The 12,682-nt window shown below is 66.3% G+C and carries 18 protein-coding genes; 6 read left to right on the top strand and 12 right to left on the bottom strand.

Annotation, left to right across the window (positions count from 1 at the left end; all coding sequences use genetic code 11):
- Positions 1–37: 37 nt before the first annotated feature.
- From ACWESM_RS15380 to dtd, 3 genes are all read right to left on the bottom strand, one after another.
- Entirely contained in the window at positions 38–538 is a 501-nt protein-coding gene (locus ACWESM_RS15380; RefSeq protein WP_452492246.1) for a YbaB/EbfC family nucleoid-associated protein, read from the bottom strand.
- Between the two features lie 18 nt (positions 539–556).
- Positions 557–880 carry a hypothetical protein gene (locus ACWESM_RS15375; protein ID WP_356964778.1) on the bottom strand — a complete coding sequence of 108 codons (324 nt, stop codon included), beginning with the start codon at positions 878–880 and terminating at the stop codon, positions 557–559.
- Between the two features lie 184 nt (positions 881–1,064).
- Positions 1,065–1,508 (bottom strand): D-aminoacyl-tRNA deacylase, encoded by a 444-nt coding sequence (gene dtd, locus ACWESM_RS15370; RefSeq protein ID WP_355076151.1) that lies wholly within the window; start codon positions 1,506–1,508, stop codon positions 1,065–1,067.
- Between the two features lie 166 nt (positions 1,509–1,674).
- Here dtd and ACWESM_RS15365 point away from each other — a divergent pair, with 166 nt between their 5' ends.
- From ACWESM_RS15365 to ACWESM_RS15350, 4 genes are all read left to right on the top strand, one after another.
- Positions 1,675–3,198 (top strand): hypothetical protein, encoded by a 1,524-nt coding sequence (locus tag ACWESM_RS15365; RefSeq protein WP_355076149.1) that lies wholly within the window; start codon positions 1,675–1,677, stop codon positions 3,196–3,198.
- 347 nt (positions 3,199–3,545) lie between these two features.
- Entirely contained in the window at positions 3,546–4,004 is a 459-nt protein-coding gene (locus ACWESM_RS15360; protein WP_356964781.1) for a DNA-directed RNA polymerase subunit beta, read from the top strand.
- The gene (locus tag ACWESM_RS15355; RefSeq protein ID WP_355076145.1) at positions 4,001–4,432 is read left to right on the top strand and encodes a DUF4254 domain-containing protein; all 432 of its coding nucleotides are present in this window, start codon (positions 4,001–4,003) and stop codon (positions 4,430–4,432) included. Before ACWESM_RS15360 ends, ACWESM_RS15355 begins: the two co-directional genes overlap by 4 nt.
- Before the next feature lie 36 nt (positions 4,433–4,468).
- Positions 4,469–5,266, top strand: a complete 798-nt coding sequence (locus ACWESM_RS15350; RefSeq protein WP_397277082.1) for a class I SAM-dependent methyltransferase — start codon at positions 4,469–4,471, stop codon at positions 5,264–5,266.
- Positions 5,267–5,699: 433 nt separating this feature from the next.
- Here ACWESM_RS15350 and map read toward each other — a convergent pair whose 3' ends face one another.
- The 9 genes from map to rpsH form a co-directional block, all read right to left on the bottom strand.
- Positions 5,700–6,497, bottom strand: coding sequence for a type I methionyl aminopeptidase (map, locus tag ACWESM_RS15345; RefSeq protein ID WP_355076141.1), 798 nt, complete (start codon positions 6,495–6,497; stop codon positions 5,700–5,702).
- A gap of 29 nt (positions 6,498–6,526) precedes the next feature.
- The gene (locus ACWESM_RS15340) at positions 6,527–7,072 is read right to left on the bottom strand and encodes an adenylate kinase (protein ID WP_355076139.1); all 546 of its coding nucleotides are present in this window, start codon (positions 7,070–7,072) and stop codon (positions 6,527–6,529) included.
- Positions 7,069–8,391 (bottom strand): preprotein translocase subunit SecY, encoded by a 1,323-nt coding sequence (secY, locus tag ACWESM_RS15335; protein WP_355076137.1) that lies wholly within the window; start codon positions 8,389–8,391, stop codon positions 7,069–7,071. Before secY ends, ACWESM_RS15340 begins: the two co-directional genes overlap by 4 nt.
- 172 nt (positions 8,392–8,563) lie before the next feature.
- Positions 8,564–9,007: a 50S ribosomal protein L15 gene (gene rplO / locus ACWESM_RS15330; RefSeq protein ID WP_039795561.1), complete on the bottom strand. Its 444-nt coding sequence runs from the start codon at positions 9,005–9,007 to the stop codon at positions 8,564–8,566.
- 1 nt (position 9,008) lies between these two features.
- A complete protein-coding gene (rpmD, locus tag ACWESM_RS15325; RefSeq protein WP_039795559.1) occupies positions 9,009–9,188 on the bottom strand; it encodes a 50S ribosomal protein L30 in 180 nt (59 codons plus the stop codon).
- Positions 9,188–9,847 carry a 30S ribosomal protein S5 gene (gene rpsE / locus ACWESM_RS15320; RefSeq protein ID WP_039795557.1) on the bottom strand — a complete coding sequence of 220 codons (660 nt, stop codon included), beginning with the start codon at positions 9,845–9,847 and terminating at the stop codon, positions 9,188–9,190. Before rpsE ends, rpmD begins: the two co-directional genes overlap by 1 nt.
- Positions 9,848–9,878: 31 nt before the next feature.
- Positions 9,879–10,286: a 50S ribosomal protein L18 gene (gene rplR / locus ACWESM_RS15315; protein ID WP_355076134.1), complete on the bottom strand. Its 408-nt coding sequence runs from the start codon at positions 10,284–10,286 to the stop codon at positions 9,879–9,881.
- A gap of 2 nt (positions 10,287–10,288) precedes the next feature.
- Entirely contained in the window at positions 10,289–10,828 is a 540-nt protein-coding gene (rplF, locus tag ACWESM_RS15310; RefSeq protein ID WP_356964784.1) for a 50S ribosomal protein L6, read from the bottom strand.
- A gap of 14 nt (positions 10,829–10,842) precedes the next feature.
- On the bottom strand, positions 10,843–11,241 hold the full coding sequence (gene rpsH / locus ACWESM_RS15305; RefSeq protein WP_039795549.1) for a 30S ribosomal protein S8: 399 nt from the start codon (positions 11,239–11,241) through the stop codon (positions 10,843–10,845).
- Between the two features lie 283 nt (positions 11,242–11,524).
- On the opposite strand from rpsH, the gene ACWESM_RS15300 reads away from it, so the two are divergent.
- Both ACWESM_RS15300 and ACWESM_RS15295 read left to right on the top strand, forming a co-directional pair.
- The gene (locus tag ACWESM_RS15300) at positions 11,525–12,181 is read left to right on the top strand and encodes a Uma2 family endonuclease (RefSeq protein ID WP_397277079.1); all 657 of its coding nucleotides are present in this window, start codon (positions 11,525–11,527) and stop codon (positions 12,179–12,181) included.
- Between the two features lie 123 nt (positions 12,182–12,304).
- Positions 12,305–12,631, top strand: a complete 327-nt coding sequence (locus tag ACWESM_RS15295; protein ID WP_364430791.1) for a helix-turn-helix domain-containing protein — start codon at positions 12,305–12,307, stop codon at positions 12,629–12,631.
- Positions 12,632–12,682: the final 51 nt, after the last annotated feature.

Below are 12,682 nucleotides of genomic sequence, written 5' to 3'. Positions count from 1 at the left end.
GCTCAGCTACCTCGACGGCCCGGTGCGGCCACCGAGGTCACCAGCTGGAATCGGTGACCGATCCACCACGATCGCGTTCTACCGTCTCGGTATCGGTGAAGCGCATGCCGCTGCCGTCGGAGAACCCCCTGCGCTCCCGCGCGTTCGGCGGCGCCGTCGGAGCCGGGACGGGTTCCGGAGCGCGCACCTCGGGCATGCCCTCGACCAGATCGGACAGCTTCGGCATCCGGGCCCGATGAGTGTCCAAGGGAGCCATCAGATCCCGTGTCTTGCGGGCCACGTCGGCACTGGCCAGCTGCGCGGCCTCGGTGACCGCCTTGGCGATCTCGGCATGGCTGAGGTCCTCGATATTGGGCCCGAACTGGGTATCGATCACCGTGTTGTCGGCGTTCACGACCACCGTCACCCGCTTGCCGCGCACCGTCGCGCGGCCGGTCAGTTCGGCGCGCTCCTGCTGCAACCGTGCGATGATCCGCATCTGTTCTTGGACGCCGTCGAGGATGTCGGCCAAGTCCGACTTGGCTTGCTCGTTCGTCATCGGTCGGTGAACCCCGGGTCAGCGGATGCCGTCGCGGTTGCCGTGCTCCATGTCGCGCAGCAGATTCGCGGTCTTCGTCTGTCCTTTGCTGAAGTTCTCGAACGTGCCCGCCATGTTTCGTGCGCCCTTGATCAGGTTGTCCCTGGTCGTGGTGTAACCGCCCGAGCCGTCCGGGCCGTTGGCGAAGTTACGGCCGATACTGTCGTTGCCCCAGCAGTTCCCCCGCGCCGCGATCGACGTGCTCAATCTGTCTATGATGCCGGTGATCCGGTCCTGGACATGCCCCGTCTTCTGGGCCGCCTTGCGGAACAGATGCTCATCGAATTCGACATTGTCCGCCATCGCGTCCGCTCCTCCACCCTCGAGTCCTTCCCACCCACGGTAACAGCGGATGACTAATCACCAGTGACGTCAACGTGAACGGGAAATTCCTCGATGTTTGCGGGCAGACTTCGTGCCCAGGTCGAGCGAGGCGCGGATCACCAGATGCGCTCGGAGCCCCCAATTTTCGGGGCAAGACAACAGCTCACAGCTCCACCATAAGGGTGACCGGACCGTCGTTCACCAGGTCGATGTGCATGTGCGCGCCGAACCGCCCGGTGGCCACGGTTGCGCCGAGTTCGCGCAACGCCTCCGCGAAGTGCTCGACGAGTGGTTCGGCGACAGCGCCGGGCGCGGCCGCCGACCACGACGGACGCCTGCCCTTCTTCGTGTCCGCGTACAGCGTGAACTGGCTGACCACCAGAATCGGCGCGCCGAGGTCCGCGGCCGAGCGCTCCCCGTCGAGGATGCGCAACCGCCACACCTTGTCGGCCAATGCCCGCGCGGTCGCCTCGGTGTCGGAGTGCGTCACGCCGACCAGGGCGACCAGGCCGTGCGGGAGGCCGTCGACCACCGGATCGATCCTTCCGACGACCTGCTCGCCGACCGTCACCCGGGCCGATCTCACGCGCTGTAGAAGGGCTCGCACAACCCTCGATCATGCCTTCCGCCATCGCGTCGGCCGCCGCGCGGGTCGCCGACCGCCGAACGACCCGGTCTGCCTGGCGGGATACAGGTGCGCGCGGGCGGCAAGCGTGACAAACTCGGTGCGCAGAAGAATGTGTTGCGCGGTTGCCGCGCGTTGGCGGAGGATCATGCTGGAAACGAGGAGCGCGATGGATCTGGACGCGATGGAGCGTCAGATCGCGGCGGATCGGTATGCGGCCCTCGACCGGACGGTCGAATCCGAATTGCGCTTGGCCACCTCGCTCGGCGAACTCGCCAAGGGGCTGATCGCCACCAAGAACAACGGCTCGACGCGCGACCGCACAAGGGAAGCGCTGGCGCCCGCCGAAGAAGCGGTGGCGATCCGCCTGCGCCTGCTGTCCAGGGGCCAAGTGCTCACCGCCCGTCTGGCCGGGGAATTGAACGACGCGCTGCGCTCCTTCGAGCAGGCGGCACGGCACAGCGGGCGCAGGGAACTGGCCACCACGACGATCCGGCGCGCCTGTGACGTCTACCGGCAAGTGGCTCGGGCGCATCCGGAAGTCGCGGGCCCGTGCGCCGACGGCCTGTCCAAGTGCGGTGTCTGGCTGGGCAGGCTGGACCAGGACGCCGCCGTGGCCGCGACCGAGGAGGCGGCCCGCATCCGCGCCGGCCTGGCCGCGGCGAACCCGGAGTTGTCCGGCAAGTACCTGGCCAGCTTGAGCACGCTGCTGCGCACGCTCATGGTCGGCCGGTCGCGCAAGCAGGCCATCGCCATGTACCGGGAGCGGTACGCCGCGTTCACCTCCACCACCATGTCGATCCGGTTGCGCGCCTGCGGCATCCAGGACCTGGATCTCACTCCCAAGTCGCACCGGGCGCTGGTCGAACTGGGCTGCCGCACCCTGGAGGGAGCCGGACGGCTCACCCAGCAGCAGATCATGTTCAAATCCTCCGGCGACCTGTCGACCGTCGAGGAGATCAACTGGAAGCTGGCTCTCGTCGGCCTGCGACCGCTCGCGCCGGGCACCGAGCAGGATCAGCCGTCGACGCCGGTCCAGATCGGCTCCACCTTCGGCGCGCTCAGCGTCTACGTGCCGGAACGGGACGCCATCGCCCAGGTGCGCGCCGCGATCATCGCGGCCTACGCCGTCGACGACGCCTATCCCCTCGACCGCGACAGCTATCTCGGTACGACCGAGTCGAAGTGGAAGATCCGCGAGCCGAAGCTGAACACCTCCGCCACCCTCGGCGACGACATCGTGCTGATCGACCAGCCCTACGGCGGCTGGGTGACGGTCATGAGCCTGAACTGGGAACTCACCCCGGTGGCGAAACATCCACTGGCACTGCGCCTCTCCCAGGACTGGCCGGTCGCGGCGATCACGGTCACGGAGGACGTGGCCTACGAGTTGTGCTGGTACGAGCGCGGTACGGCCACCCAGTACGCCGCGCTCGGCCGTCCTGCCGGGCAGGCCCCCCTCGACAAACCGCTCGCGCCACTCGATTTCGAGACGCTGGCGTTGTACAACCCCGACCGGGCGACGGAGAGCAAGCTGCGCGCGGCCTTCGGCAACACGAAGGTGTTCGCCAACCTCACCTACCTGCCGGACTGCGGCCTGCGCCAGATCAGTGTCGACACGCCGTTGTCCGAGCACGGCGACCGCGTGCTGTACTTCCGCACGACACCCTGAGGCGCGCTGCCGCGGTATCGATTTGCGGCAAGGTAGCGCACCCGTCAGCGACGGCGCTGAACAAAACTCCCCGCGTTCTCGCCCCGCATCTACACAGGTCGTTTGACCAGGAATTACGTACGCCGAGTTGAACGCGGGGCATCCCCGCGCACCCTACCGGTAACCACACCCGCCGGTAACCGGCGGGCGAACGAATTTCTCGAGAACTAATTGAACGGAATGTTTGATCCGCTCCATGGAGTGCTCTACTGAGACAACGCCCGCACGATGAACCGGATCACAGCACTGGTGCCGCAGCGCCGTCCGGGCGGCTTGGAAAAAGTCACACGAAGCTACCCGAGGGCCCTATGGACCAACTGGCGTTGGCGGATACCCCGACCGCCCGATGCGCCTACTATCGACACACCTGCGACCTGCCCGCCGGAGTCCATCCGGAGATAGGCCGAATCGTCCTCCGCGCCGGATTCGTCGGCGCGATCACGATGCCCGCCGCGTTGGGGCAGAAAGTTCGCGACGATCTCACCCATCGCCGAATAGCGTTGGGCCCGATCGTTTCTCACGTTCGGTCCAAACGGTGGACCTTCCTCACCCGCCCCGACTTACCCGACGACGTCCGGCTGTTCGCGGAACTGTTCCGTCTCAACGTCTCCATCGTGCCCTCCGGCGGTGAGATCGCACTGCCGTCTCCCGCCGTGGCCGACGCCGACTATCGGCACTGGATCGTGGCTCCCGAGAACGGTTTCCGTCCCTCCGGCTCGTCCATCATCGACACCGTACGGTCCTGCACGAGAACGGCCGGGCGATGACCACCGGGGCGGTTCTTCCGGCGAAACATCAAGTGCTGCAAGCCTGCCGAGGCGAGATGCACGAGAGCAATCCGATGCTGCGCTGCGCACACGAACTCACCACGTTGCACGAACGCAGGCTCAGCGCGGGACCCGAATCACTCGGCGAAATAGACGCGTTGCGTGCGAGCCTGATTCACGACATCGATCGCTGGATCACCACGCAATTGCCGCCCGCCCACGGCGCGGCGCACGTGCACACCGAGACCGTCGGCGCCGTGATCGATCGCCTGGCCCAGTTCACCGCGAACGCCTACGCGGCGCTGGCCAGCAGTTCGGAATGGGATCTGTGGGACGCCTGGCAGCGCTTGGCCGAACTGGCCGTCGGCTACGACGACCTGGCCGCCGAGGTCTGCGCGGGCGTCCGGAGACTTCCCGGCGCATCTTAGGTTCCGTCGCGGCTCCCCATCCGTAGAGTGAAACGGATGGGGAGTCCGGACGACTACGAAGAAAAGCTCGCCTTGCACACCAGAAGGGCGAGTTCGTTCGGCGCACATGCCGTCGCGTACGCCGAACACCGTCCCGATTATCCCGCCGCGGCCATCCGCTGGGCGCTGGCCTCCGTCGCCCACCGGCGACCGTTGACCGTCCTCGATCTCGGCGCCGGAACCGGCAAGCTGACCGAGGGTCTGCTCGAAGCAGGCGCCACCGTGATCGCCGTCGAACCGGACGAGCACATGCGCGCCGAACTCGCCCGCCGATTCCCGGACGTCGCCGCCCACGCCGGTACGGCCGAAGCCATTCCGCTCGCGGACGATTCGGTGGACGCGATCGTCGCGGGGCAGGCTTTCCACTGGTTCGACTTGGACCGTGCCTATCCGGAGTTCCTCCGAGTGCTGCGGCCCGGCGGCGTTCTCGCTGCCTTGTGGAACACCGACGACAGCTCCGTGGAGTGGGTCGCGGGGCTGAAAAAGGTGGCCGGGTCCAGCGTATCCACGCCCCTGCCGCCGAGCGAACAAGTGGCGCTACCCGACCACCCGCTGTTCCGCCGGCACGTGTTCGAGCGGTCGACCTTCCCGCACCGACATCGGCGCACCGCAGAGTCCCTGACCGCGACCATCGGTACGCAATCGCACACGGTGGTGATCTCCCCCGACGAGCGGACCGAGGTGCTCGCCCGGACCAGGGCCTATCTGCTGGCGAGGCCGGAGACGGCCGAAGGCGAATTCGATCTGCCGATAGTCACTTTGGTGCTGCGAACGACTCTGCGCCGCGCGGATTGAACGGCTACTTACGCACACGGAATAGCCAGGCCACAGCGTTGCCCGCCCCGTCGCGGTGTCCACGGAGCAGGCCGGATAGCGGCGAACTGCGGCGTGCGCCAAGCCGATTCGAGTAGCGGTCTACTCAGGTCACCGGCTACTGCCCCGCCATACGCTGACGGCATCGTTCAGAACAGTTCGAAACCAAGGAGAAAGTAACCGTTCCACCCCGCACGGGCACCGACCGGCCCACCGCTTCGGCTCGACGCGAAGGACGCGGGTGCAAGGAACGACGTCACCGATCCAGCGAACGCTGGGTATCGCCCGGTGGCGTGTCGGCGCATGGTGCCTGCACGCGGAGAAGCGGCGAGATCGACCAGGAATCCTGGCGTCGGTGCGGCTCGTTTCCTCGCCGCGCAGTGTCACCGAACCGGACCCGTCCGACGGCCGTGCACTACTCCGGACGCAACGTCAAGATCCGGGGTCCGTCCTCCGTGACGGCGACCGTGTGCTCCCAATGTGCCGCACGACTGCCGTCCACGGTGACCACGGTCCAGTCGTCGTCGAGCACCTTCGTCTGGGTGGTACCGAGCGTGAGCATCGGCTCGATCGCGAGCACCGATCCCACCACGAGCTTCGGGCCCTTACCGGGCTCGCCTTCGTTGGCGAGGAACGGATCGAGGTGCATCTCGCGCCCGATGGCATGCCCACCGTAGCCGTCGACGATGCCGTAGCCGCGCCCGTGCTCCTTCTCGGCAGCACGGGTGCCCAGCTCGATGGCGTGCGAGACGTCGGTCAGCCGGTTACCGGGCAACATCGCCGCGATACCGGCCTCCATCGACGACTTGGTCGCCTCGCTGAGCAACCGATCGGCCTCGATGATGGTGCCGACGCCGAAGGTCCAGGCCGAATCGCCGTGCCAGCCGTCGAGAATCGCGCCGCAGTCGATGGACACCAGGTCGCCCTCGGCGAGAATCTCCCCCGCCGTCGGAATCCCGTGCACCACGCGGTCGTTCACCGATGCGCAGATGGACGCCGGGAAGCCGTGGTAGCCCTTGAAGGAGGGCACCGCGCCCGCGTCCCGGATCACCTGCTCGGCGACCTCGTCCAGTTCCGCGGTGGACACGCCGGGCTTGGCGGCCGCGCGCACGGCCACCAGAGCGCGGCCGACGATCGCGCCCGCCGCCGCCATGGCGTCCAGTTCGCCTGCCGTCCGGAACGGCACGACCTTCTTCTTGCGGTTGAAGACCATCCGCCCTCAGCGCTCCATCGCGAGTCGGCTCAGTGGCCCAGCGCGCGCAGCGCCCGCGCGTTGACGTCGTCGACCTCGCCGACGCCGTCCACCGAGACGACCAGGCCGTCGTAGTGGTCCAGCAGCGGCTCGGTCTCCTCGCGGTACACCCGCAGCCGGTTGCGGATCACGCTCTCGTTGTCGTCGGCGCGGCCGCGCGCGAGCATCCGCTCGACAACGGTGTCCTCGGGGACGACGAAGCGCAGCACCGCGTCGAGCGTGGTGTTCATGTGCTTGAGGATCTTCTCCAGCGCGTCGGCCTGGTCGACCGTGCGCGGGTAGCCGTCGAGGACGAAGCCGTTGGCGGCGTCGGGCTCGTTGACCCGCGCCTCCACCATGCGGTTGGTCACGTCGCTGGGCACCAGGTCGCCCGCGTCCATGTACTTCTGCGCCTCGCGACCCAGCGGGGTCTGCTGGCTGATATTCGCGCGGAACAGGTCCCCGGTGGAGATGTGCGGAACGCCCAGCTTCTCCGACAGCAGGACGGCCTGGGTGCCTTTACCGGCGCCCGGCGGACCGAGCAGTACAACTCTCACTTGAGGAACCCTTCGTAATTTCGATTCATCAGCTGGCTCTCGATCTGCTTCACGGTGTCCAAACCGACGCTCACCATGATCAGCACCGCGGTACCGCCGAACGGAAGGTTCTGGGTACCGCCGGAGGCGCCGATGTCGAGGAACAGGTTCGGCAGCACCGCTACCAGACCGAGATAGATCGAGCCGGGGAGGGTGATACGGCTCAGGACGAAGTTGAGGTAGTCGGCCGTCGGCTTACCGGGCCGGTAGCCCGGGATGAAGCCGCCGAACTTCTTCATCTCGTCGGCGCGCTCCTCCGGGTTGAAGGTGATCGCGACGTAGAAGTAGGTGAAGAACACGATCAAGCTGAAGTAGATCGCGATGTACACCGGGTTGCCGGGATTCACCAGGTATTTCTGGATGATCTCCTGCCACCAGCTCGGATTCTGGTTGTTCTGCGACCCCGTCAGCTGCGCCACCAGGTTCGGCAGGTACAGCAGCGACGAGGCGAAGATGACCGGGATCACGCCCGCCTGGTTCACCTTCAACGGCAGGTAGGTCGAGGAGCCGCCGTACATCTTCCGGCCGACCACGCGCTTGGCGTATTGGACCGGGATCCGGCGCTGGCCCTGCTCGACGAAGATCACGGCGGTGATGATCGCCAGCGCGGCGACACACACCAGTCCGAAGACCAGACCGCCCCGGCTGTCCAGGATCGCCTTGCCCTCGCTCGGGATGCGGGCGGCGATACCCGAGAAGATCAGCAGGGACATACCGTTGCCGATGCCGCGCTCGGTGATCTGCTCGCCGAACCACATCACCAGCGCCGCGCCCGCGGTCATCACGAGCACGATGATGATCATGCCGAAGATGCTGGTGTCGGCCAGGATGTCCTTCTGGCAGCCCTGCAGCAGCTGGCGGCGGGCCGCGAGCGCGACCAGGCCGGTGGCCTGCAGGATCGCGAGGGCGATCGACAGGTATCTGGTGTACTGCGTCATCTTGGTCTGGCCGGATTGGCCTTCCTTGCGCAGTTCCTCGAACCGCGGGATGACGACCGTGAGCAGCTGGATGATGATGCTCGCGGTGATGTAGGGCATGATGCCGATCGCGAAGACCGACAGCTGCAACAGCGCACCACCGGAGAACAGGTTGATCAGCTGGTAGATGCCGCCGGACTCACCGCCCGAGACCAGGTCGATGCACTCCTGGACCGCCTTGTAGTCGACGCCGGGGGACGGCAGCGAGGCACCCAGCCGGTACAACGCGATCAACCCCAGCGTGAAGAGAATCTTCCGCCGTAAGTCCGGAGTCCGGAAGGCCGATACGAAGGCGGAAAGCACTGATCCTCCTGGCGAACGACATGGTCATGACATGGATGTTCAGCGATGTCCCTGCTCGACATAGAAGGGACGCCGAAAACCACGACGAGGCTTGGCAGACAACAATTGAACTCTAACAGTGGCACCGGACGAGCTCTCCACTCGTCCGGCGCCGCTGTAATGCAGAGTACCGTCAGCCCAGCTCGGTGACGGTGCCACCGGCGGCGGTGATCTTCTCCTTCGCCGCGCCGGTGACCTTGTCCGCGGTCACCTGGACCGCGACGCCGATCTCACCATCGCCCAGGACCTTGACCAGCTGGTTCTTGCGAACCGCACCGGCCGCCACGAGCTCGGCCTTGCCGACCTCGCCGCCCTCGGGGAACAGCTTCGCGATCTTGCCGACGTTCACGACCTGGTATTCCGTGCGGAACGGGTTCGTGAAGCCCTTGAGCTTGGGCAGCCGCATGTGGATCGGCATCTGCCCACCCTCGAAGGCGGCCGGGACGTTCTTGCGCGCCTTGGTGCCCTTGGTACCACGGCCCGCCGTCTTGCCCTTGGAGCCCTCACCGCGACCCACACGGATCTTCTCGGTCTTGGCGCCGGGAGCCGGACGCAGGTGATGCAACTTGATGGTCATGTCAGACCTCCTCAACGGTCACGAGGTGGCGCACGACGTTGATCAGCCCGCGGTTCTGGGCGTTGTCCTCGCGGACCACGGTCTTGCGGATACCGCGCAGACCGAGGGTCCGAAGACTGTCCCGCTGATTCTTCTTGGCGCCGATCGAACTCTTGATCTGGGTCACCTTGAGATCTGCCATTACTTGACACCTCCGGCAGCCTGAGCGCGCGCACGCAGCATGCCGGCAGGGGCGACGTCCTCGAGCGGCAGGCCACGGCGGGCCGCGACCTCTTCCGGACGCTGCAGCTGCTTGAGGGCAGTGACAGTCGCGTGCACGACGTTGATGGCGTTGTCGCTACCGAGCGACTTCGCCAGAATGTCGTGGATACCGGCGCACTCCAGCACGGCACGAGCCGCGCCACCGGCGATCACACCGGTACCCGGCGAGGCCGGACGCAGCATGACCACACCGGCGGCCGCCTCACCCTGAACCGGGTGCGTGATGGTGGAGCCGATCATCGGGACGCGGAAGAAGTTCTTGCGAGCCTCTTCGACACCCTTCTGGATGGCCGCGGGAACTTCCTTGGCCTTGCCGTAGCCGACGCCGACCAGGCCGTTGCCGTCACCGACGATCACGAGGGCGGTGAAGCTGAAGCGCCGACCACCCTTCACGACCTTGGAGACGCGGTTGATCGCGACGACCCGCTCGAGCTGGTTCTTCTCCGCGGCGTTGTCGCGACGGTCGCCACCGCCCCGACGGTCGCCGCCACCGCGACGATCGCCGCGGCCGCCCTCGGGGGCGCTGCCATTCTGTCCGGCGGGTCCGCTTCCGCCGTCACGCCTCTGACGTCCCGGCATCAGACGTTCCTTCCGTTCTTGTTATCGATCATCAGAATTTCAACCCACCTTCGCGAGCGGCATCGGCCAGTGCGGCGATCCGGCCGTGGTAGTCGTGCCCACCACGGTCGAACACGACGGCCTCGACACCGGCGGCCTTGGCACGCTCGGCCAGCAGGGCGCCGACCTTCTTGCTCTTGGCCGACTTGTCGCCGTCCACCGCGCGCACGTCGGCCTCGATGGTCGAGGCGGCGGCGATGGTCTTGCCGACCGAGTCGTCGACCAGCTGCGCGTGCAGGTGGCGCGAGGAGCGGTTGACCACCAGGCGCGGACGCTCGGTGGTACCCGCGAGCTTCTTGCGCAGGCGGAAGTGACGGCGCGTCTTCGACAGACGACGCTGCGTCGACACGTCCTTGCCCAGGGGGATGCGCTTGGCCTTCTGGTTTTCGGTTTGCGCCATGATCACTTACCCGTCTTTCCGACCTTGCGGCGAACGACCTCGCCGGCGTAGCGGATGCCCTTGCCCTTGTACGGGTCGGGCTTGCGCAGGCCGTGGATGACCGCCGAAATCTGGCCGACCTTCTGCTTGTCGATTCCGGACACGGAGAACTTGGTGGGCGACTCCACCGCGAACGTGATCCCCTCGGGGGCCTCGATCGGCACCGGGTGGCTGTAGCCGAGGGCGAACTCGAGGTTCTGGCCCTTCAGCGCCACGCGGTAACCGACGCCGAAGATTTCCATCTTCTTCTCGTAGCCCTGGGTCACGCCGACGACCATGTTCGACACCAGAGTGCGGGTCAGGCCGTGCAGTGCGCGGCTGCGGCGCTCGTCGTCCGGACGGGCGACCTCGAGCTGGCCGTCCTCGCCCTTGGCGACGGTGATCGGCTCGGCGACGGTGAGCGACAGGGTGCCCTTGGGCCCCTTCACCGAGATGTCCTGGCCGTCGATGGTGATGTCGACGCCAGCGGGGATTGCGATGGGCTTCTTACCAATACGCGACATTGTCCTGACCTCCCTTACCAGACGTAAGCGAGGACTTCGCCGCCCACGCCCTGCTTGGCCGCCTGCTTGTCGGTCAGCAGGCCGGAGGACGTGGAGATGATCGCCACGCCGAGGCCGCCGAGCACCTTGGGCAGGTTGGTGGATTTCGCGTACACGCGCAGACCGGGCTTGGAGACGCGGCGCACGCCTGCGAGGCTGCGCTCACGGCTCGGGCCGTACTTGAGGTCGACGATGAGCGTCTTGCCCACCTGTGCGTCCTCGGTCCGGTAGTCGGCGATGTAACCCTCGCGCTTGAGGATCTCGGCGATGTTCGCCTTGAGCTTCGAGTGCGGAGCCTTCACCTGATCGTGGTACGCCGAGTTGGCGTTGCGCAGACGTGTCAGGAAGTCTGCGATCGGATCAGTCATGGTCATGGTTCGACCTAGACACCTTTCTCGCCGCGGTTCCCATACAGCGCAGCCATGCACATCGGCATGCCCAGCGGTGGGCCTACGACAATTCGGATGGTCCGGCCGACCCTTGCCGACCGGAGGAGGTTCGATCGCCCGAGCGCACGCATGCGGACATGGAGGTGCCCAGGCAACCGCTCTAGTGTAGGCAAGGGGTTCACCTGGGCAAAATCGGGGTCTGCGAGGTGCCCGCTTCGCTGGACTCATGACCAGCGGAAACAGCCCGTGACCGGGCTAACATGAAGCCATGGCAAGTCCGAGCACCGAACGACCGGACCTCCCCGAGTACATGACGTGGGAGGAGCTCGAGCAGCTGCCCGAAGAAATCGCCGGGCAGATCGAACTGTGGGATGGGCGTGTCGTCTGGCTACGACGGGGGCCTGCCGAACATCAGGCGTTCACATTCGCGCTGACCAGCGCCCTGAAGCGAAGCGCTCGCGAAGGCATGGCGAAGCAGCCCGAGCGCTGCTGGCGCGTCGACTTCGAAACCAATGTGTTCTTCGGCCAGGCCGGAAAATCCGACTTCGTGACACCCGATTTTCTCGTCTATCGCTGCCTGGATGCTCCTTATCAAGACATCCGAGCCGACGACGTCCTGCTGGTCGGCGAGGTCCTTTCTCCGTCGAACACCCAGACCGACATGTACGCCAAGCAGGCGCGTTATGCCAGGGCAGGCATCCCCATGTACTGGGAGGTGACGCTGGAACGCGAGAGGAGTGCCATCGAGATGGTCCGCGCTTTCGCGCTGGAGACGACCCACGGCAAGCTGCTTCCGCCCGGCGTGCACCCCTTGCGCACGGCCAACTACCTCGTAACGGACGAGTGGTCCCCGAAGAACTCCGATGCCATCACCATCGAATTCCCGTTCCCGATCCACATCCCCTGGTCGGAGCTGGAGTTCTGACCGCGCCGCCTACCGCGAGGAGGCCGAGGGCAAACCCGCTATCGAGATGCGAAGAATATGCGAGGCCGAACACGGCCCCACCCACGACGAGTTCCTTCGCACTATCGAGAAGGAAGAGCTGTGATGCCCCACAGTCGATGGCAGACGGGTAGCGACCAAGGGCTGACCGAGCCCGAGGCCGTCAGCGAAGTGCTTCATGAAATCAGACTGGCCATGGAACTCGCCGCCGCCGTATGCAACCGTCGCACGGAGCTCGGACTCACCCAAGCGGAACTCGCCGACCGGGCGGGACTGACGCAGGCGAAGATCTCCCGGATCGAGGGATCCGACGCCGTCCCCACCCTTCCGCTGCTGACAAAGCTGGCACGAGCCCTGGACGCTTCGCTGCACATCACCATCGACGCCGACGACGCACGCGTCAGCTTCACACCGCACACCAGCGCGGCGTAGCGCTCGCTGCGCCCGGCTTCCGGCGTTCGTCCCCTCGCACAGAGCCGAAAT

The organism is Nocardia sp. NPDC003999 (assembly GCF_053604885.1).
This window is presented reverse-complemented; position numbering and strand designations above follow the sequence as displayed.

Excerpts from the sequence above, each read along its gene's own strand:
- ACWESM_RS15380 (WP_452492246.1), bottom strand. The coding sequence starts at position 538 with ATGACGAACGAGCAAGCCAAGTCGGACTTGGCCGACATCCTCGACGGC.
- ACWESM_RS15375 (WP_356964778.1), bottom strand. The coding sequence starts at position 880 with ATGGCGGACAATGTCGAATTCGATGAGCATCTGTTCCGCAAGGCGGCC.
- ACWESM_RS15365 (WP_355076149.1), top strand. The coding sequence starts at position 1,675 with ATGCTGGAAACGAGGAGCGCGATGGATCTGGACGCGATGGAGCGTCAG.
- ACWESM_RS15360 (WP_356964781.1), top strand. The coding sequence starts at position 3,546 with ATGGACCAACTGGCGTTGGCGGATACCCCGACCGCCCGATGCGCCTAC.
- ACWESM_RS15355 (WP_355076145.1), top strand. The coding sequence starts at position 4,001 with ATGACCACCGGGGCGGTTCTTCCGGCGAAACATCAAGTGCTGCAAGCC.
- ACWESM_RS15350 (WP_397277082.1), top strand. The coding sequence starts at position 4,469 with ATGGGGAGTCCGGACGACTACGAAGAAAAGCTCGCCTTGCACACCAGA.
- map (WP_355076141.1), bottom strand. The coding sequence starts at position 6,497 with ATGGTCTTCAACCGCAAGAAGAAGGTCGTGCCGTTCCGGACGGCAGGC.
- rplO (WP_039795561.1), bottom strand. The coding sequence starts at position 9,007 with ATGACCATCAAGTTGCATCACCTGCGTCCGGCTCCCGGCGCCAAGACC.
- rpmD (WP_039795559.1), bottom strand. The coding sequence starts at position 9,188 with ATGGCAGATCTCAAGGTGACCCAGATCAAGAGTTCGATCGGCGCCAAG.
- rpsE (WP_039795557.1), bottom strand. The coding sequence starts at position 9,847 with ATGCCGGGACGTCAGAGGCGTGACGGCGGAAGCGGACCCGCCGGACAG.
- rplR (WP_355076134.1), bottom strand. The coding sequence starts at position 10,286 with ATGGCGCAAACCGAAAACCAGAAGGCCAAGCGCATCCCCCTGGGCAAG.
- rplF (WP_356964784.1), bottom strand. The coding sequence starts at position 10,828 with ATGTCGCGTATTGGTAAGAAGCCCATCGCAATCCCCGCTGGCGTCGAC.
- rpsH (WP_039795549.1), bottom strand. The coding sequence starts at position 11,241 with ATGACCATGACTGATCCGATCGCAGACTTCCTGACACGTCTGCGCAAC.
- ACWESM_RS15300 (WP_397277079.1), top strand. The coding sequence starts at position 11,525 with ATGGCAAGTCCGAGCACCGAACGACCGGACCTCCCCGAGTACATGACG.
- ACWESM_RS15295 (WP_364430791.1), top strand. The coding sequence starts at position 12,305 with ATGCCCCACAGTCGATGGCAGACGGGTAGCGACCAAGGGCTGACCGAG.